The organism is Paraflavitalea sp. (assembly GCF_059502485.1).
In genome coordinates this window covers 724096-742956 of record NZ_JCACET010000008.1, presented here as the reverse complement: position 1 = coordinate 742956, position 18861 = coordinate 724096, and the positions used below count along the sequence as shown (strand labels likewise).

Genomic DNA, 18861 nt, shown 5'->3' with positions numbered 1-18861 from the left:
ATGCTGATCAGTTGGATTTTGCGGTTTTTAGTTTAAGGTTTATTACTTCATCGAGTTGCTGGTAGTTGAGTTTCTTGGCGACTATGCGTTTGTCTTTGTCCAGCAAATAGAGTATCGGTGTCTGGTATACATCGTACAGCTGCCGGTAGCTTGCTTTGCCGGCGCTGGCTTCTGCATCGTGTTGTGAAGGTAGTTGGTATACATGGAGCCAGTTCTTCAATCCTTTTTCGCGGATGAACTGCTGCCAGAGTTCTTTGCCTCCATCTACCATTACGCCGTACACGGTAACGCCTTCTTTTTTCCATTTGGCATTGTAAATGGAGTCGACCTTCGGTACCACTTCTTTGCAATGGCTGCAGGTGGGGTCCCAAAAGCAGATGACCACCATATCGCTTTTGACGTTGTAGAGTGGCATGGGCTTATCGAGGGTGTCTACCATTTGCAGGTTGGCGGCAGGCTGCCCGATGAGATTGGCCATGAGGCTATAGGCTCTTTTGGTCATGAACTCTTTGTACTGTTCGGTAAAGAAGTCGGCCTGACCGTTGTTGATGTATTTTTCGAAGAGGTGTACAAATACGGCGTCCTGCCCCATGTATTCGGGGTTAACGTATTTCTGCACGAAGTGTACCAGCAGGTATTTGTACATTTCTTTATTGGACCGGGAGTAGAGGAGCATGTGGTCTACTTCGCGGGTAATGGAGTCGGGATTGGGGGATACGAGGTCCTTGTAATATTTTGCCAGTTTGGACTCGAAGAATGGTGTTCTGATGAGCCGTTCGTCGGTAAAGGATACGTCGTCCCAGAAATGAGATTTAAAATAGTTGAAGGCATAGGTGGAATCGTATTTGCCTTTGGGGTGTTTGGCTGCCGGTGGCACTACTGGTTCTTTCATGGCCAGCAGGAGCGCTGAAAGGATAGCGTTGGGCTGTTTTTGGGTAAGGCTATCGCGGTGCCGTTGCATTTTATCGCTCAGGCTTTTTATCCGGGCGGTTACGGCTGCAGAGTCTTTATTATTGTGGGCGGCTTTGTATTCTTTGTTGGCCTCGTTCAGCGCCATGCCTGTGGTATTGGCAAACCTGGTATAGTTCTGGAAGGCCGCATTATCGGGGGAACCGGTAAAGACGACACTGTTGGGCAGTCCTGCGCTGTCGGCCGTAATGGTGAATTGTTGTTGTTTATCGATGAGCAGCTCGAACAGTATTTCTTTGCGGGGGGATACTACAAAGTAGATTCCTCCGGGCAGCGGCTGTTTGCCTTTGAAGGTCCCTTTGCTGTTCTCGTCCAGCAACACGGAATCGGCCAGGGCTTTCATTTTTCCGTAGTGGTAGCCGAGGTATACGTAGCTGTTCTTATAGGGCTTGAGGGTGATATTGATGTTATAGCCGGTCTGTGCTTTGGCCAGGTGTACGATCACTGTCAAGCATGCCAGGGTTACTATTTTCTTCATGGTCTGAGGCGCTAAATTTATTCAAAATAAAGGCAAATCTTGTTAATTCGTGGTTATAGACACCTAAGTTACTAAAACGTGATTTTGAGGGGGTTATTACGCAGCAGCCGGCAATGGGGCAATCGGCAGCCGGCAATGCGCTTGCTTCGAAAGCAAAAAGATGTTATAAACAACAAAGGTGAGCCGGCCTTAGAGGCCGACCCACCTTTATGATGAAGCTGTTTTATATTAATTATTTCGCTTCGGTGAGTTCTGCGTTGATGGTCACTTCCACGTCTTTTCCTACTACGAGTCCGCCGGCTTCTGTAGCACGGTCCCATTTCAGGTTATAATCGAACCGGTTGATCACTGTAGTGGCTTTAAATCCGGCCCTGGCGCCACGTTGTGTATTGATGGTGCCTCCGAAGGTAACATCAAATACTACGGGCTTGGTGATGTCCTTAACGGTCATGTTGCCTTCCAGTTTGAATTTCTTGTCGCCAGCGGGTTTGAATGCTGTGCTTTCGAATTTTATCTGGGGATATTTTTCTGCTTCGAAGAAATCTGCGCTTTTGAGGTGCTTGTCTCTGTTTTCGTTAAAGGTGTTGATCGAACCTGTCTCGATAGTGAATGTCACTTTGAAATCGGAAAAGTCGGGTTTTGTATTTTCAAAGGTGCCATCGAAGGTGGTGAATGAACCATCCATTTGGGACACTACATTGTGGGTGATGGTGAAGCGCACGTTGGAGTGGCCTTTGTCGAGGTTCCATTTGCCTGCTCTTAGTGGCAGGTTTTTAGTGGTGCCGGGGGTGTTGGTTGTCTTTGCAGGACGAAATGCTACCAATCCAGCGCCTGTAGCTACTACCACAACGGCGGCAAGGAGAAATTTCTTCATAATGCAGTGGGTTTTAATGTTTAAACGTCATTAAAGATAGTTATTATACCTATTGGAATGGTATACGGGAAAAAATAATCCGGGGTTTAGCTCAAGGGCTTGTTTTTTACCCAAATGCATTGATTTGTCTGTTATATAGAGAATATTTAAAATCAAACGCTTGCATAAGCGCCATGTTATTATTAGTTTGCAGCCCGATTCAGCGGCTGTATTTGATCGACCAGCTGCAAATATGTTTCATCTTCCTTGTTCTTTCTCCCGATACCCTTGAAATTCCGCTACTTAGGTACCCAATATTCGATGTGCCCCTTGACTATTGCTGGCTTTAATCTGTATAACCATAATTAAAATGAACGTTTCAACCAACATGCAGCCTTTTAACAAGCTTTCCATCGTAATTCCGGCCTACAATGAGGGAGCCACTATTCACCTTATCCTGGACCGGATCGATGAAGTGGAATTATTGAATAAGATCCAGAAGGAGATCATTATTGTTAATGATTGTTCCAAGGATAATACGGAGGAAGCTATTTTAAAGTATAAGGCTGAACATCCGCATTTGAATATTCAGTATTTCAAGCATGAAGTGAACCAGGGCAAGGGCGCCGCTCTGCACACTGGCATTTCTAAAGCTACCGGTAATTATACTGTTATCCAGGATGCCGATCTGGAATATGATCCCGAAGAATTTAATGTTCTTATCAAACCTATATTGAAGGGCCACGCCGATGTGGTTTTCGGCTCCCGGTTCCTGGGTGGTAACCCGCATCGTATCTTGTTCTTCTGGCACTCTATCGGTAACAAGATGCTGACGATGGCCTCAAACATGTTTACCAATCTGAACCTGACAGACATGGAAACGTGTTATAAGTTGTTCCCCACTCATGTTATTCAACAAATACAACTGAAAGAGAAGCGTTTTGGTTTTGAGCCTGAGGTAACTGCCAAGATCGCACGTGTGAAGGATGTGCGAATCTATGAAGTTGGTATTTCTTATTATGGCCGTACTTATGCCGAGGGTAAGAAGATCAACTGGAAGGATGGTTTCCGGGCTATTTATTGTATCCTTAAATACAATCTCTTCAGCCGATGACGGCACCGGATCATTTCCATGAAACTGACCCGACGGGTTTACAAACTTTAGAACGATTTGCAGCGGCTACTCATTTTAACCGCTGGTTATTTGATACGGTACGACCGCATTGTAAGGGTCATGTGCTGGAGGTAGGGAGTGGCATTGGTAATATTTCCAGGCTGCTCCTTGAAAATAAGTTCCGCCTTACAGCCAGTGATGTACGTACGGAATATTGTGAAATGTTGCAACGGCAGTTTGGCAATGATCCTAACCTGGCCGGTGTAGAGCATCTTGACCTGGCGACCCCTGTTCTTGCTCAGCAGCATGGCCATTTGCTGCATCAGTTCGATACGGTGATAGCGCTGAATGTTGTGGAGCATATCGAGGATGACAGGAAGGCTATTGACAACTGTATACAGCTTCTGAAACCGGGTGGGCATCTCGTGATCCTGGTGCCTGCTTTTCAATCGTTGTATAATTCTTTCGACGTGGAGCTGGGTCATTACAGGCGGTATACGAGGCGTTCTTTACGGGCTTTGGAGGAAGCTGCGGGGCTTACTGTTGTGCATCAACAGTTCTTTAATGCCGTAGGTATTATCGGCTGGTTTATCGATGGTAGTATTTTGCGCAAGCGTCTTATTCCCCGCAAACAATTGCTGCTTTTCGACAAACTGCTTCCGATCATTAAGCTTGCCGACGTTCTATCTTTTCATTCTATCGGTTTATCTACTATTGCTGTTGGCCGCAAACCCTTATAAATTATTGTATCTATGGTACAACCTTCTTTTTCTCCGATCAATGTTACGATGAGCAATCTTTTCAGGCTGGCGATGTTTGGTATGGCTGTGGTGTACCTGGTGAGTTGTTTTACGCCGCTGCATATCCATTTCGATTCTATCCGCTACTATAACATCAAGGATTGTATCGAATATGGTTGTCCTCCCGATTCTTTTGCTGCTACCGACTATCTGCCATATGGCTATACCGGATTGCTGATAACGTTGTCGAAGCTGGGGGTTCTGAATGCTTTCAGTATCACTTTCGTGAACTGTCTCTTTGTTTTTGCGGGGTTGTATTTTGTGTACAAGATCTTTGTGGGTAAGGTTCATCCGTTCTTGTTTGCCGTGCTGGCTTTGTTCAACTGGACTGTGATCAAGTTTGTAACGCATCCGCTGTCGGAGATGCAATATATTTTCTTCTCCAGTGCGAGCTTATACTGTTTCTACCTGTACACACAAAAGAAAAGCTATCTGCACCTGGGACTGGCGTTTGTATTCTGCATTCTGACCATCCTGACGCGCACAGTGGGTATTGCTCTGCTGCCTGCTCTGGTGCTCGGCATCGTGTGGGAATACCGTGATCAGCTGAAGCGTGTGGTGCAAAAGAATAAGTTGTTGATTGCCGGTGTTGTGGTAGTGGGTATCGGGGGTGTTGTGTTTTCGGCCAGCAAACTGAAGATCACTGATTATACTAACTTATTGAAAGGGCCACTGGAAAAGGGCGTGGGTAATTTCTTAGGCGAGAACCTGAAGAATCACTTTACCGAGTTGACCGAGGTATTTTTCAATACGCCCTCCAGCAAACTGATGGGTTATCTGCCGGGCTCTATCGGTACCGGTTTGTTTGTGGCACTGGGTGTAATCCTGTTTGGCTGGGTGATGTATAATACGTTCTCCAAACGGAGTACTATTCCTTTCTATATCCGGATGTATTTGTTGTTTTATTCTGTTATCATTCTGAACTGGCCTTATTATGACCCCCGCTTCTGGGTGCCCGTGTTGCCTCTGCTGGTAGTGGTGGTGTTGCAAACGCCTTTCAACAGCAAACCGCTGATAAAGGGTGTGAGCCGGCTGTACCTGGCTGGTTACCTGGCGCTGGGTTTATTTGCTGCTGCCTACTCTCTCTATGTAGGTTTGAATAAGGAACGTTTTGCTCAAAAGCAGGCCAGTGGGGTGTATAGGAATGAATATGAAACGAAGTTTTTTGGCAAACCGCAGAGTGATACGGCTACGCATATCGATGCGGAGGTGTTGAATATTTTGAAGAAGTATGATTAGGGTTGTTTCTGTATTTTTGGCGTATGAAACTTAGCCATTTGTCCGAAACGCTCATCGGTTCGGAGATTGTGAAATTAGGCGGTGAAATCCGCGAAAAGATCAGCCAGGGTGAAAAGATTTACAATTTTACGGTAGGGGACTTCGATCCTTCTATTTTCCCCATTCCACAGGCGCTTGAAGACGAGATCGTCAATGCTTACCGGAAACATTTTACCAATTATCCGCTTGGTGAGGGTAATACCGATCTCCGGGAGGCGATTGCTGCTTTCCTGAAGAAGCGGGAAAACCTGGAGTATGCTTTGCCGGAAATATTGGTTGCTTCCGGCGGCCGGCCGCTTATCTATTCTTTGTTCAGGGCCATTTGTGATGCCGGTGATAAGGTGATCTACGCGGTGCCTTCCTGGAATAATAATCATTACACGCATTTTATAGGTGCTCAGCACGTGGTGGTGGAAGCCACTGCCGAGAATAACTTCATGCCTACGGTTGAACATATCCGTCCTCATCTTAATGGGGCTACGTTGCTGGCGCTGTGTTCTCCTCAAAACCCAACGGGTACTACTTTCACGAAGGCCGACCTTGAAGCGATCTGTGACATGGTGCTGGAAGAGAATGCACGCCGCGGTGAGGGTGAGAAGAAGTTGTACGTAATGTATGATCAAATGTACTGGCAACTGACTTTCGGTTCTATCCGGCATTTCGACCCGGTGAACCTGCGGCCAGCCATGCGTGATTATACTGTTTATATCGATGCTATCAGTAAGGTGTTTGCCGCTACCGGCGTAAGGGTGGGCTGGGCTTTTGGTCCGCGCATCATCATGGACAAGATGAAGGCTATCTTAAGTCATGTGGGCGCCTGGGCACCTAATGCTGAACAAAAGGCCGTAGCGAAGTACCTGTACATGAACGAGGATATCGATGCTTACCTGGTGACCTTCAAGGCTGCTGTAGAAGCACGTCTGCGTGGTATTTATGAAGGTCTTCAGCAGTTGAAAAAGGAAGGCTTTGCGGTTGATGCTATTACTCCTCAGGCGGCGATCTACCTGACTATTAAGATCGACCTGGCTGGTAAGAAAACTGCCGATGGCGGTGTGTTGAAGGATCAGGCTGCTGTGACTGCCTACCTGCTGAATGAGGCGAAGCTGGCTATTGTTCCTTTCTATGCTTTTGGCGCTGACCGTTCTTCGCCCTGGTATCGCTTGAGTGTTGGCACGTGCAAGGTGGAGGAAATCCCGGCGATGATCGATCAGTTGAGGGTGGCGCTGGGGAAGTTGACAAGTTAACCGGTTGAAAAGTTGATAAGGGATTAATCGAAATAAAAAAGGATGACTTACTCAGTCATCCTTTTTCAATTATGTGGTGGGACTTCTATTAGTTCTTATTGCAAATGAAAACGAACGGCTTCAGCTCAGGCTGATTGATCACCTTCTGGATAACATGGGGCTGGTGTATGATCTTATACTTGTTAAGATCAAATATCTCATGCGCCATGCAAAAATTATCCATGGTCTCAAAAAAGAGTAATAACTGGTTTAGTTGTTCCAGTTCATTCTCCATAGCATCCTTGTCAAGACCTTCGTCTTTCATCAGGACAAGCAAATCGCGATTGGGCGTTTTCATTTTCTATCAGGATATTAATAGCCTACAAAACCTTTGTTGAGGCCACATCCGCACTTCTTTGATGAACCCATACCTTTACCTGAGCTACAGGCCGTCATCAACACACTCATCACTATGGCCAGCAATACCAATTGATATTTAATCTTCTTCATACTGTTCTTTACTAAATTAAACTATTTTACACACAAATTTATTATTTAAGACTGGTGGTATCTGTAAATTTTAACAGTTCTACACATAAACCCCTAGTGCTGGTGAGCCCCCTGGATTGGGGCCTGGGCCATACCACCCGCTGTATTCCGCTGATCCGCGAGCTGCTTCTATTGGGATGTGAAGTCATTATTGCTTGTAATTCAATACAAAAGGAGTTATTAAATTATGAATTTTCGGACAGGGTTGGCTATACCCATTTAGCTGGCTATGGTATCCGGTATGGTAAAAATCGCCGTTCGACTTTTGCCCGATTGATGCTCCAATCCTTCAAAATTTTGACCAAGATCAAGGAGGAAAGGCGCTGGTTGAAGGCTTTTTTGCAGGAAAAACGGGTCGATTTCATCATTTCCGACAACCGCTTTGGACTGTATGCTGCCGGCATCCCCACCGTTTTTATTACGCATCAATTGCAGATCAAAACGGGCTTAGGACGCTGGGCTGACGGGCTAACGCGCCGCTGGAACTACCTCCGGCTTCAACAGTTCAGCCAGTGCTGGGTGCCTGACATTGCGGGTTCTCCTTCTTTATCGGGCGAGCTGTCGCACCCATCTGAAATGCCTACCCTGCCTGTGCGTTATATCGGTCCTTTGTCGAGGCTTGAAGCATGCACTACAAGTGGGGGTGGCGGGTTACTCATTATTCTTTCTGGCCCCGAACCGCAGCGCAGTATTTTTGAAGGGTTGCTGCTTGAACAGCTTACTGACTATAAGGGTAAAGTAGTTTTGGTGCGCGGGCTTCCGTCGTCGACTGCTTTGCCTGCTGTGCCCACCAATTGTACAGTGCTCAATCATGCACCGGCCAATTCGCTGCATGGGTTGATCTGTGCGGCAGACCTTGTGATCAGCCGTTGTGGTTATACTACTGTGATGGATTTAATAGCGCTACAAAAGAAATCCATCATGGTGCCTACACCTGGGCAGGCTGAGCAGGAATACCTGGCGCGGCATTTACAGGATCAACAGTGGGCTTATACGCTGGATCAAAAAGGGTTTGTGCTGAACAAGGCTTTGGCGGAAGCTGAACGTTTTGAGTATAGGTTGCCGGTGATTGATATGGAAGGGTATAAGAAGGCGGTGAGGGAATTGGTTTTTACAAACAAGTAAGCGTAACATATATAAAAGCATTGAGCCGCCTCTGATAGGCGGCTCAATGCTTTTATGTAGTCGATTAGCGTGTATTACTGCTTTACGATCTTTTGTGTTTGCGCAAAGTTCTCTCCCTGTACTTTGAGGAAATAGGAGCCTTTGGGCAGATCGGTTGTTTTGATATTGATCTCTGCAGCGCCCTGAGCGTATTTGCCGTTAACAGTTTTCAGCACGCGGCCACTGAGGTCAGTGATTGTAATGGTCACGTGTTGTGTCTGTGGCACGTTTACAAACGCTGTGAGCTCGGTCGTGAACGGATTGGGTGCTATTATGATTGAACGGTCGAATGTTGCACGGTTCAATACTTTTTTGATCTGGAACCACTCCTGCCGTCCATTCAAGTCGGTTTGTGTAAGACGATAATAGCTGAGGTTGGGCAGCGGGCGCTCATCAACCCACTCGTATGTTTTGCCATTGTTGTTGCCCGCAGCAGGTATGGTTGCCACCTCTGTAAACTTCTGACCATCGGTTGAACGCTCCACATTGAAGCGGGCATTGTTGCTTTCGGAAGAGGTAGTCCAGCGCACGATCACTTTTCCATCGCGCAGGGTCACTGTATAATTTTCCAATGCTACCGGCAGCAGGGAAGAACGGCTGTATTGTACCATCCACTCATAGCTGTTTACACTCCTGCCATTTACCGTTTGTCTGAAGTTCTGGTTGTAGGCATAGCCCCAAACATCATGGGCAAAAGGATTACAAGCCTGTTCGGGCACCGGGAAGGTAGTGTGCTTTGCAGGAACGGTTGGTGACTGGCTATTGATGAGGTTGGCATTATTCTGCGCATTGGTCCCATTGCACATATTATCATTGATACACTGGAAGGTCCAATATGGCAGGCCGGCACGTGCTACGTTGGCGGCACCTGTACTGCTAAGCAGGTCGCAAGGGGCAACAGGGGTGATGGCTGCAATGCGTCTTGCATTGGCTTCGCTGGCTGTTACATACGATTGAATGAAGTTGGCACCAGCGCTCAAGCCTGTCAAATACACTCTGGAGGCATCTACACGATACCGGCCAATCAGGTAATCGATCAGTTTATTGATCGTATTGCCGGCATTTCCTCCGAAATCTGTCAACTGTGCACTGATGACGATAAACTTAAAGGTCTGTCCGTTCTGATCTGTCACTGAAGTTGGGAATCCTGGTCCGCCTGTGAATTCGGGCAAAACGGAAGGTGTCCACCACCACGGGCTGCTCACTAGTTTACACAGCGAGGCAGAAGATCCATCGCCTGTTTCGTTGATACCATGTATGAAAATCAGCACCGGATATTTTTTCGTAGGATTCGCGCTGTAATCGTTGGGCAGGTTTTCGATGTAGCCTTTTATCTGGGTGGTACCCGGAATGGTGACGTTGGCTACTTTTTTTTGTTTCATGTTGCCAGGAAAATCCGGATAAGCCGGAGGGTTCGTACAATTATCCTGGGCACGGGCCATGTCGGCAGTCATTACACACAAGGCAAAAAGGAACAGGGTGCTGCGCACAGCACGGCTACTAATCCGAAGCATAAGCAGGGTAGTTTTTTACAGGTTTTAATTAATAAGCTCTTATCGATGCAATGCAAAAGTAATAGGTTATTGTTTTATGATCTTATATGTTTCTGTTATGAATTCACCAGCTGCTCTTAAAAAGTAGATGCCTTTCGGAAGATGAGTAGCAGGTATGTTCACTTCGGTGGTGCCGGGTGCATATACACTATTAACACCAGCTACTTTTCTGCCGCTCATGTCTGTGAGCTGTATCTCTACTTTTTGGGTTTTATCGATATTGATAAAGGCTGTCAGGTTATTGACAAATGGATTACCGCCGAGAATAATGAGCTGGCGGTTTCCCTGTTTGTTCATAATGCTTTTGGTACCCAGGTATTGTTTGTCTCCATCGAGGTCGGTTTGTAGCAGACGATAATAACTGAGTTGTGTCAATGGTCTTTCATCTGTATACTGGTATCGTTTTTCTGTGCCTGAGTTTCCGCTGCCAGGCAATGTGGTTAATGTTGTGAAGCGATTATCACTGCCGGCGCGCTCGATGGTAAAGGATGCGTTCTCATTTTCGGAGGTGGTGGTCCATTGCAAGTATACTTTTCCATCGGTTAACCGGGCTGTGAAATTCTTAAGCCTGACCGGGAGTGTGCTAAGACTGTATTGCAGGAACCACTGGGTAAGGTTGGGACCTCCGGATGGGGCAAATGCCGTATTGTACATCGCCGACCAGGTATCGTGTGGAAACGGGCGGCAATACAACAGCTGGTCTTCATAGGGGAATGGATTGGGCAGTGGATTGGGAACAGGGCCGAGCCGGGAATACCTGGGTGCCACTGCTCCGGGTATATTGTCGATGGCATCGACCCACTCATCGGGCCAGGCAACTACACAAGGATTGTCCTGCTCGCAATGTACCATCCAGATGGGCAGGTTGGCCGCAGCAATATTGGCTGGTCCTGAAGGATTGAGTGATAACCGCCAACACATGGAGCTTAATGAAACGGCTGCTACGCGTTGCGCACGCGCCGTGCTGCTGGAAACATAATCAATGACATGATTGGCGCCGCTGCTCATGCCGGTCAAATAAATGCGGGAGGGATCGATGCGATAGTTGGCTACAGCATAATCGATAAAGTCTTCTATTTCATCGGCATAATAAGGAGGCTCGTTGTACTCGGTATACTGGGGCATGAGCACAATGAAGGAATAGGTTTGTCCACCTGATGTAACTGTAGTAGGAAATGCATTTGCTTCTATCTGGTTGGGGAGGGAGGTGGCTACATCGGTAATGATCTTGCACAGATCGTTTTGTGTGCCTTCACCTCTGGCTTCTCTTCCATGGAAGTAAATGATAACAGGGTATTCTTTGGTGGGATTGGTGTTGTAATCGGGGGGCAATAATCGCATCAATCCTTTAAAATAACCGCCCGCAATCCATTGGTTGGATGGCAGGGTTATTTTTTCGAGGTATGTGGGTGTGCACTGTGACCACGCAGTGCCGCCAATACATAGGATTGCAAAAAAGCAAATTGCTTTTTGTGCAACAGCAGGTAGCCGTAGCAACATAAGGTTGATTTTAGCAACAATAAATGCGTGGCGCCAGAGGTATTGGCAAATGTGCGGGCTTTAAAAGGAATATTGAATGCCTGGTAAGCGTGTACAAGAATATCAATGGGTATGGAAAAGGGTGGCCAGACGAGGACCAGCCTGTCTATATTAGTAAAAATCATGCCATGCCGGTTGACAATTCCGGAATGTTAGACCGATAAGGATTTGGGGTAATCAAAAAACCAAAATGTCTTAGGCGCCGTTTTGAAATCTATCCAATCCTGGGTGGCTACCTGTATTCCAAATATAGCGCAAGTGGGCATGTCATCCACGCGCACTTCGGTCAACATATTGACAAATTCGGTAATGCCCGGATTATGGGAAAAGACGGCGATGGTATTGGCTTTTGCCGGCGCCTGTGCTATAGCTTCAAAAAAATTGGCTGGCGAAGCGTGGTAGAGCTCAGGAATAAGGATAACCTGTTCTTTGTCGTACTTGTACTCGGCAGCAAACAGGGCAGCCGTTTTACGGGCGCGCTTTGCTGGGCTGGAGATAAAGGCATCGATGGTTATGGACCTGGCCAGGAGGCGTTGGGCCATCAGAGGGCTATCATGCTTGCCACGGTCATTTAACGGACGATCAAAATCTGGTAGGGAGGCATCTCCCCAGCTGCTCTTGGCATGCCGGATTACAAGTAGGTGCTTCATAAAAAAATTTAAGGGGGAGAACTCCCCCTTAAAGTACTTAATAAGTTTCAATCAAAGGAATCAGACAATAATAAACAGGCCTGTTTTTAGTGGTGGTTCCCCATAGGAAGCTAAACGGTCGGCAGGTAATTATTAGCAAAATCTTTGCCAGAAGTGGGTATTTTTGGTCAAAACTGGTGATTTGCAAAAATATTTTTGCTTTTTTCACTGATTTGCCAGTTACGCAATCGTATGCGTAGCGCGAGGGCGCAATCTATTGGTTCGAGAAGACACGAACCGGGGCTAAATCAAGCCAGTACTAAGGCGCAGCAAGGGCGTCATGCAGATCACTGATCATAATCCGCTTGCGTTGATGTAGTTAATGAGCGATGCGGTATTTTTTACTTTGAGTTTTTTGAGGATGTTGTGCCGGTGTACTTCCACTGTTTTGATGGCGATGTTGAGCCTGGTAGCTATTTCTTTGGAGGAGAGGCCATCTCTGATGAGGTTAATGACCTCTATTTCCCGTTCGGATAGCTGGTTGAGGCCTGGCGTGGCTTCATCTTCGCCCAGCATTTGCACAGAAATGATGTTTTTTACTTCCTGGCATATATATATCTGGCCATCGTATACTTCTCTGATGGCATCCAGCATTTCTTGGCGGGGGGAGTTTTTAGTAATGTACCCTCGGGCGCCCAGGCGCAGCATTTTTTTGGCGTAGGAGGGCTGGGAATGCATGGATACGGCGATGACTTTGGAACCCGGCGATAGTTTGCGGATCATTTTCAGGATATCAAAACCGTTGAGGGGAGACATGTTGATGTCCAACAGTACTATGTTGGGTCGTTTGTCTCTTGCGATTTCGATTGCCTGTTGTCCGTCGCCCACTTCGGCGATCACTTCAAAGCCTTCATTTCGGCCAAGGAGGAATGACCAGGTTTCACGGATAAGCGTATGATCGTCAACAATCATGATCGTAATTCTGCTCATAAGACATTTCTTTTTACTATGGTAAATTTGAGTAAGCAACAACACACCATACCAAACAGGCAGTAGAGACTGCCTCTTTTGTTCTTTACTGCGGGGTGCTACTAATGCTTATTGCCTTACCACGGTACCTTTGTTCATCTACAGAATAAAAATTTATGCCACGATCCAAATATGATATTATGATTTTTTTCCGACTCTATCATTACATTTTGACTGCACAGGGATGAAATCTTCATTAAAAGATTACTCTGATCGGCCATTCATCGGGACGGACTTGCGGGTGGGTGCTACTTATGGCGGGGTGATCGAAAAGTGGTCTTCTACATAAAAATAACGATTTTTCGCGTATAAGGCCGCCAGTTATTTGGTCTGATATGGGCATGAAAAAGCCCCACTTAGAAAAGCAGGGCTACACTAATCAAATACGTTAACCATTAAACCTTATCCTTTTATATAATAACAACAATTCCGCCCCTCTGTACTAAACAGCTATTGAATTTTTTTTACATGTTGAAGTATTTCGCCCTGAATAAGTAAAGGAGTTTTACAAAGAACAACGCCCCCGCTTTGCGGGGGCGCTATTACCCTATAAAGTGAAATGGCCCGGCTTTAGTAGCCACGGACATTTTTGCCTTCCATGTAGTTGATGAATGCTTTATTCACCACTTTGTTGCCTCCTGGTGTAGGATAGTTGCCGGTGAAGTACCAATCGCCTGTATTGGTAGGGCAAGCTCTATGTAATGACTCAATAGTCTGGAATATTACCTGCACGGGGATAGTAAGTCCCTTAGGTGTAATAAGCTGGGCTATTTTATCGGAGATCTCTTCTGTAGTGAATGGTTTGTAGACAAGTCGTACCAGGTTTTCGGTGTGTAACTGATCCAGGCGCTGGAGTTCTTTACACTTTTCATAGACATCCTGGAGGCAATCTTCTTTGCCTTTGTCTTTCATTAATTCAATGGCTGCTCTGAAGGCGATGAAGTCTCCCAGCTTGCTCATGTCGATGCCATAGCAATCGGGGTATCGTATCTGGGGAGCAGATGAAACAACGACAATCTTTTTAGGTTCCAGCCTGGCCAGCATGCGTACGATGCTTTCTTTAAGGGTGGTGCCGCGTACGATTGAGTCGTCGATCACTACCAATGTATCTTTTCCTTTCTCGACTGTTCCGTAGGTAATGTCGTATACGTGCTGCACCATTTCGTTACGGCTGGTATCGGCAGTAATGAAGGTGCGCATCTTTACGTCTTTGATGGCCACTTTCTCTACCCGAACCTTGCGATTGATCATTTCCGATAACTTCTCTTCGGTAATGTCTTTGCCCCAGGATAGTATACGCTCGATCTTTACTTTTTTCAGGTAATCATCGAGTCCTTTTTGCAATCCGTAGAAGGCAACTTCGGCTGTATTGGGTATGAATGAGAAGATGGTGTTCTTAAGATCGTGGTTGACGGAGGTGAGGATCTGATCGGTGAGGTTGTAGCCCAGTGCATTTCGTTCGCGGTAGATCTTTTCATCGCTACCACGTGAGAAATAAATGCGTTCGAAGCTACAGGCACGGCGTTCTTTTGGCTCCAGTATCTTATCTACTATTACGTTGCCATCGGATTTGGCGATCAATCCCATACCGGGCATCAGTTCCTGTACTTCATTTTCTCCTACATTGAATACCGTACGGATGGCAGAGCGCTCAGAGGCTGCAACGATCACATCATCATCCATATAATAGTATGCCGGGCGAATGCCGTGGGCATCTCTGAATATAAAGGAATCTCCATTGCCAATAAGGCCACCTACGGTAAAGCCGCCATCGAACAAGGGCACTGCTTTGCGTAATACTTTCAACACATCGAGACTGCCTGGAGAGTCTTCATCGGCCTTTACCATAAAATGATGGATGACTTCCATCATAGCTGCCAGGTCGCTTTGTTTTTGAAACTCGCCTGGTTCTACGTTGATGAGGGAAAATAGCTCATCAGTATTGACCAGGTTAAAGTTTCCTGCCAGGGCCAGGTTGCGGGCCGGGATCGTATTGCGTTTGATAAAGGGGTGACAGAATTCAACATTGTTCTTTCCCTGTGTACCATACCGGAGGTGACCCAACAGTAATTCACCGATAAAGGACATGTGTCCTTTCATAAGACCAGGATGTTTCATCAGGTCGGGCTGGTATTGCTCCAGTTCTTTTACCTCATTGTTGATCTTGGTGAAAATGTCGGCTATGGGTTGGCTTGCATTGCTGCGAATGCGATTCAGGAAAGGATATCCTGGCTCCACGTTGAGTTTAACTGCGGCTACTCCCGCGCCATCCTGGCCACGGTTGTGCTGCTTTTCCATGAGCAGGTACAGCTTATTAAGGCCCCACATTACTGTACCGTATTGCTGCTGATAATAGGAGAACGGCTTGCGTAAACGTATGAATGCCAGTCCGCATTCATGTTTTATTTCATCACTCATGGATTACTCCTGATTAAGGGCGCAAGTTAGGAATACTTTATGGTTTTTCGGTGGTCGATTATGACGGGAGTAATATAATGGTGGAACATTAACAAAATAGAAGGAAGAAAAAGCCCCCAGTTTTCATAGGAACTTGGGGGTGGCTTTTCAAGGATTGGATCATTATTTCCATAGAAACGGGTTGTGAAAATCAGGGTTTAGGGTCAAGGGTCATGATAGGTATTGGATTCGGGTGTAAGTTGTTTGATTTTAATCAATGCGCAACCATTCGCATCATTGTTTTTCAATGACCTATGGAATTTTTTCAGTTTTATTTACAGGTTAACCCCTAAGTGTCAGTCGATTACCGACAATCTGGCTTATGTAATTCCGTGGAAATACGGGGGTTAGAGGCTCGTAGCGAGGTTATTGATGTAGTTGACCAGGGAGGCTGCGTTTTTCAGTTTGAGTTTTTTGAGGATATTATGGCGATGAACTTCTACTGTCTTGAGGGATATCTTCAATATGGTAGCGATCTCTTTGGACGACTGTCCTTCTTTGATGAGGTTGATGATCTCGATTTCGCGTCCTGTGAGGGAGTTGACATTAGGCATTTCCTGTTTTTCGTCAAGGACCAGTTCGGAAATATTGTTCTTGATCTCATCGCAAATGTATTTGTTACCGCTATGTACGGAGAGGATGGCTTCGATCATTTCATCTTTGGAAGAGTTCTTGGTAACATAGCCCCGCGCTCCTATTTGCAGCATCTTTTTGGCATAGGCTGGCTGTGAATGCATGGAGATGCCAATGACTTTTGAACCCGGGGAGAGTTTCCTGATCTTTTCAGTGGCTTCAAAACCGGAGATGGGTGCGATGTTGATGTCCATTAAAACGATCTGTGGCTTTTTGTTCTTGGCATGTTCTACCGCTTCTTCTGAATCGCCACATTCAGCTACTACCATGAAACGTGGGTCGTTATTTAATATATAACTCCATGTTTCTCTGATTAGTTTGTGATCATCGGCTATTAGGACACTGATCTTCTCCATAAGTAAAGGTATTAATATTTTTATAGCGGTACATTGATATTAAGCGTACAACCTTTTCCGGGAGCAGTGATGATGTTTATGGTTCCGTTAAACAATTGTACACGGCTCGCAATGTTTGACAATCCCACTCCTTTTTTCGTTGTTATCTTTTCCAGTTCAAATCCTCTGCCACTGTCGTTTATCGTTAGTTCGGCTGCTTGCGGATTTACTATGAGTTCAATAAAAGCGTTGGCAGCTCCTGAATGTTTTAGTACGTTGTTTACTTGTTCCTGAATGATGCGAAAGAGCATGAGCTTCTTTTTCTCGTCGAGCGTTGCATCTATATCTCCCTGATAATGAAATTCTATTTTTATTTGTCTGGTAGCGTTGATGTTTTCTACCAGGTCCTGAATGGACACTACCAATCCCAGATCGCCAATGCTGGCCGGCACTAATGATCTCGATATGCTACGAATTTCATTGATGGCTTCTACAATATTATCAGAGCAACGTTCAATCAGTGCCGCTGCTTCAGGGTCTCCTTGCTTTGCCATTTCCAGGTACAGCTTGGCTGTTGTAAGTATCTGGTTAACGTTGTCGTGCAGGTCTTTACCGATATCTGCTCTTTCTTTTTCCTGTGCGCTTACTACGGCCTGGGCTACCAGTTTTTGTTTATCCAGTTCCTGTTTCAGCAGTTCTTTTTCCAATTCTCTTTTTTCGGTTATGTCCTGCATGGAACCGATCATCCTATTAATTTTTCCTTCCTGATCAAAAATAAGAAACCCACGGTCATGAACGAGCGCATATTCGCCATTTGATTTTTTAAATCTGTATTCTTCTTCCCATACGCGTGACCGATTGTTGCTGGTAAACTGTTCCAGTCTTTTCACTACCCGTTCCCGATCGTCGGGGTGCAGGCAGGATTCCCAGAAGCCGCTGGTCTTTCGTACATAGGCTGGCCTGTATCCAAAGAGTGTATAAAAGCCATCGCCCCAATGCATTGTGTTGCCGTTCGTGATATCCCAATCCCACACCACATCGTTTGTGACACGGGTAACGAGCAGGTATCTTTCATGGCTTGCCCTGATGCGGCTTTCAGCGTTTTTATTTTCTATAATGATGCGCAGCAGGTTTCCTACGCGCTCCAATACAGCCAGTTCGTGCTCGCCGGGCGATTTAGGATACCTGTGGTATGCCGCAACGGTGGCCAGCACTTCCTGGTGGCTATTCAGGATCGGGAATGACCAGCAGGATCTTATGTTAAAGTGGTCAGCTACCTCCAAAGCATTTGCCCACAATGGCTCCTCATATACATCGTGTGTGATTACCCGTTGTTTACGATAGATGGCAGTGCCGCAGGAGCCTGCAGCGGGGCCTGGTTTAAGGTGCCTTACCACATCGGAAAATTCCGCCGGAAGGCTGGGGGCTGATAAATGAACAAGACCAAAGTCTTCGGAGTCAACTTGTATGATAGAGCATAACATACCGGGAAAGAACTCTTCCAGTCCTTCCAGGAAATAATCGGCAATAGTTTTAAGGGATATACCTGGCAGGGCATTCATTTCAAGTACCTGCTTTTCGAGCAGCAGTAGTTGTTCCTGCCTGAGACGGGCCGCTTCTGTTTCCCGCAGATCGGTGACATCTCTGTGAATACCGGCAATACCTACACGTCGGCCTTCATGGTCTTTGATGAATACGAGTGAGCAGTGCATGTAGATGCGTTTGCCATCGATCCGATCATAGTAGACCTGACCTTCCCAAGAACCTTGCCGGTAAAGTTGTTGTACTGCTTCTTCTCGTGTGCAATCAGGGTATTTGTGGTCTATGAAGTCGCGAATGGGATGTCCGAGTATATGGGCTGCATCAATGCCGTAGGTGTTTTCGGCTGCTTTATTGAATACGGTGACTTTGAAGTCGAGGTCAGTAGAAATGATGACGTCGGAAACATTGTTGAGGGCCTGTACCTGCTGGAACATTTTTTCTTCTTCATCAGCAGCGCCCAATATTACTTTGAGTGAGCGGCCCAGTAATTCGTTTGGTTGTTTTCCGGTAAAATTAAACAGGTCCGGCGAGGCATTTACAATACGGCCTTGTTCGTCGGTTTGCAGGTTGAACGTATGGCCTGCAAGGTGCCCGGGTTGTTTAGTCTGCTGTAACATCACGGTTGATAAGCACCACTACCATCTATTGCCGGAAGAGGGACCAGCAGTAACAATAATGGCAAATACCTTCCAAATTACTTTAAAGCGGTTGCTTAA

General features: G+C 46.2%; 16 protein-coding genes. 5 read left to right on the top strand and 11 right to left on the bottom strand.

From position 1 onward, the window contains the following. Positions 1–7: 7 nt before the first annotated feature. Positions 8–1447, bottom strand: coding sequence for a DUF5106 domain-containing protein (locus AC5JBY_RS05820; protein ID WP_495903620.1), 1440 nt, complete (start codon positions 1445–1447; stop codon positions 8–10). A gap of 232 nt (positions 1448–1679) precedes the next feature. Then, complete coding sequence (locus AC5JBY_RS05815) at positions 1680–2321, bottom strand: YceI family protein (RefSeq protein WP_495903619.1); 642 nt, start codon at positions 2319–2321, stop codon at positions 1680–1682. A 349-nt stretch (positions 2322–2670) separates the two neighbouring features. Here AC5JBY_RS05815 and AC5JBY_RS05810 point away from each other — a divergent pair, with 349 nt between their 5' ends. From AC5JBY_RS05810 to AC5JBY_RS05795, 4 genes are read left to right on the top strand one after another with little or no spacing between them, the layout of a single operon-like run. Then, positions 2671–3414 (top strand): glycosyltransferase family 2 protein, encoded by a 744-nt coding sequence (locus AC5JBY_RS05810; RefSeq protein WP_495903618.1) that lies wholly within the window; start codon positions 2671–2673, stop codon positions 3412–3414. Next, a complete protein-coding gene (locus tag AC5JBY_RS05805) occupies positions 3411–4154 on the top strand; it encodes a class I SAM-dependent methyltransferase (RefSeq protein ID WP_495903617.1) in 744 nt (247 codons plus the stop codon). The genes AC5JBY_RS05810 and AC5JBY_RS05805 overlap by 4 nt, the downstream gene beginning before the upstream one ends. A 12-nt stretch (positions 4155–4166) precedes the next feature. Beyond that, the gene (locus AC5JBY_RS05800; RefSeq protein ID WP_495903616.1) at positions 4167–5453 is read left to right on the top strand and encodes an ArnT family glycosyltransferase; all 1287 of its coding nucleotides are present in this window, start codon (positions 4167–4169) and stop codon (positions 5451–5453) included. A gap of 23 nt (positions 5454–5476) precedes the next feature. Then, a complete protein-coding gene (locus AC5JBY_RS05795; RefSeq protein WP_495903615.1) occupies positions 5477–6736 on the top strand; it encodes a pyridoxal phosphate-dependent aminotransferase in 1260 nt (419 codons plus the stop codon). 88 nt (positions 6737–6824) lie between these two features. On the opposite strand, the gene AC5JBY_RS05790 is transcribed toward AC5JBY_RS05795, so the two are convergent. Further along, entirely contained in the window at positions 6825–7073 is a 249-nt protein-coding gene (locus tag AC5JBY_RS05790) for a hypothetical protein (protein WP_495903614.1), read from the bottom strand. A gap of 14 nt (positions 7074–7087) precedes the next feature. After that, positions 7088–7225, bottom strand: a complete 138-nt coding sequence (locus AC5JBY_RS05785) for a hypothetical protein (RefSeq protein ID WP_495903613.1) — start codon at positions 7223–7225, stop codon at positions 7088–7090. Positions 7226–7561: 336 nt separating this feature from the next. Here AC5JBY_RS05785 and AC5JBY_RS05780 point away from each other — a divergent pair, with 336 nt between their 5' ends. After that, complete coding sequence (locus tag AC5JBY_RS05780; RefSeq protein WP_495903612.1) at positions 7562–8389, top strand: glycosyltransferase; 828 nt, start codon at positions 7562–7564, stop codon at positions 8387–8389. A gap of 74 nt (positions 8390–8463) precedes the next feature. Here the strand turns inward: AC5JBY_RS05780 and AC5JBY_RS05775 are convergent, their stop codons facing one another. The 7 genes from AC5JBY_RS05775 to AC5JBY_RS05745 form a co-directional block, all read right to left on the bottom strand. Next, complete coding sequence (locus AC5JBY_RS05775; RefSeq protein ID WP_495903611.1) at positions 8464–9942, bottom strand: T9SS type A sorting domain-containing protein; 1479 nt, start codon at positions 9940–9942, stop codon at positions 8464–8466. A gap of 66 nt (positions 9943–10008) precedes the next feature. Beyond that, positions 10009–11481, bottom strand: coding sequence for a T9SS type A sorting domain-containing protein (locus AC5JBY_RS05770; protein WP_495903610.1), 1473 nt, complete (start codon positions 11479–11481; stop codon positions 10009–10011). Positions 11482–11672: 191 nt separating this feature from the next. Continuing rightward, a complete protein-coding gene (locus AC5JBY_RS05765) occupies positions 11673–12170 on the bottom strand; it encodes a SixA phosphatase family protein (protein WP_495903609.1) in 498 nt (165 codons plus the stop codon). 333 nt (positions 12171–12503) lie between these two features. Beyond that, positions 12504–13139, bottom strand: coding sequence for a response regulator (locus tag AC5JBY_RS05760; RefSeq protein WP_495903608.1), 636 nt, complete (start codon positions 13137–13139; stop codon positions 12504–12506). Positions 13140–13748: 609 nt separating this feature from the next. Beyond that, positions 13749–15596: an amidophosphoribosyltransferase gene (locus AC5JBY_RS05755; RefSeq protein ID WP_495903607.1), complete on the bottom strand. Its 1848-nt coding sequence runs from the start codon at positions 15594–15596 to the stop codon at positions 13749–13751. A gap of 386 nt (positions 15597–15982) precedes the next feature. After that, positions 15983–16624 (bottom strand): response regulator, encoded by a 642-nt coding sequence (locus AC5JBY_RS05750; RefSeq protein WP_495903606.1) that lies wholly within the window; start codon positions 16622–16624, stop codon positions 15983–15985. A gap of 20 nt (positions 16625–16644) precedes the next feature. Then, positions 16645–18762: a PAS domain S-box protein gene (locus AC5JBY_RS05745; protein WP_495903605.1), complete on the bottom strand. Its 2118-nt coding sequence runs from the start codon at positions 18760–18762 to the stop codon at positions 16645–16647. Positions 18763–18861: the final 99 nt, after the last annotated feature.

Excerpts from the sequence above, each read along its gene's own strand:
- AC5JBY_RS05820 (WP_495903620.1), bottom strand. The coding sequence starts at position 1,447 with ATGAAGAAAATAGTAACCCTGGCATGCTTGACAGTGATCGTACACCTG.
- AC5JBY_RS05815 (WP_495903619.1), bottom strand. The coding sequence starts at position 2,321 with ATGAAGAAATTTCTCCTTGCCGCCGTTGTGGTAGTAGCTACAGGCGCT.
- AC5JBY_RS05810 (WP_495903618.1), top strand. The coding sequence starts at position 2,671 with ATGAACGTTTCAACCAACATGCAGCCTTTTAACAAGCTTTCCATCGTA.
- AC5JBY_RS05805 (WP_495903617.1), top strand. The coding sequence starts at position 3,411 with ATGACGGCACCGGATCATTTCCATGAAACTGACCCGACGGGTTTACAA.
- AC5JBY_RS05800 (WP_495903616.1), top strand. The coding sequence starts at position 4,167 with ATGGTACAACCTTCTTTTTCTCCGATCAATGTTACGATGAGCAATCTT.
- AC5JBY_RS05795 (WP_495903615.1), top strand. The coding sequence starts at position 5,477 with ATGAAACTTAGCCATTTGTCCGAAACGCTCATCGGTTCGGAGATTGTG.
- AC5JBY_RS05790 (WP_495903614.1), bottom strand. The coding sequence starts at position 7,073 with ATGAAAACGCCCAATCGCGATTTGCTTGTCCTGATGAAAGACGAAGGT.
- AC5JBY_RS05785 (WP_495903613.1), bottom strand. The coding sequence starts at position 7,225 with ATGAAGAAGATTAAATATCAATTGGTATTGCTGGCCATAGTGATGAGT.
- AC5JBY_RS05775 (WP_495903611.1), bottom strand. The coding sequence starts at position 9,942 with ATGCTTCGGATTAGTAGCCGTGCTGTGCGCAGCACCCTGTTCCTTTTT.
- AC5JBY_RS05770 (WP_495903610.1), bottom strand. The coding sequence starts at position 11,481 with ATGTTGCTACGGCTACCTGCTGTTGCACAAAAAGCAATTTGCTTTTTT.
- AC5JBY_RS05765 (WP_495903609.1), bottom strand. The coding sequence starts at position 12,170 with ATGAAGCACCTACTTGTAATCCGGCATGCCAAGAGCAGCTGGGGAGAT.
- AC5JBY_RS05760 (WP_495903608.1), bottom strand. The coding sequence starts at position 13,139 with ATGAGCAGAATTACGATCATGATTGTTGACGATCATACGCTTATCCGT.
- AC5JBY_RS05755 (WP_495903607.1), bottom strand. The coding sequence starts at position 15,596 with ATGAGTGATGAAATAAAACATGAATGCGGACTGGCATTCATACGTTTA.
- AC5JBY_RS05750 (WP_495903606.1), bottom strand. The coding sequence starts at position 16,624 with ATGGAGAAGATCAGTGTCCTAATAGCCGATGATCACAAACTAATCAGA.
- AC5JBY_RS05745 (WP_495903605.1), bottom strand. The coding sequence starts at position 18,762 with ATGTTACAGCAGACTAAACAACCCGGGCACCTTGCAGGCCATACGTTC.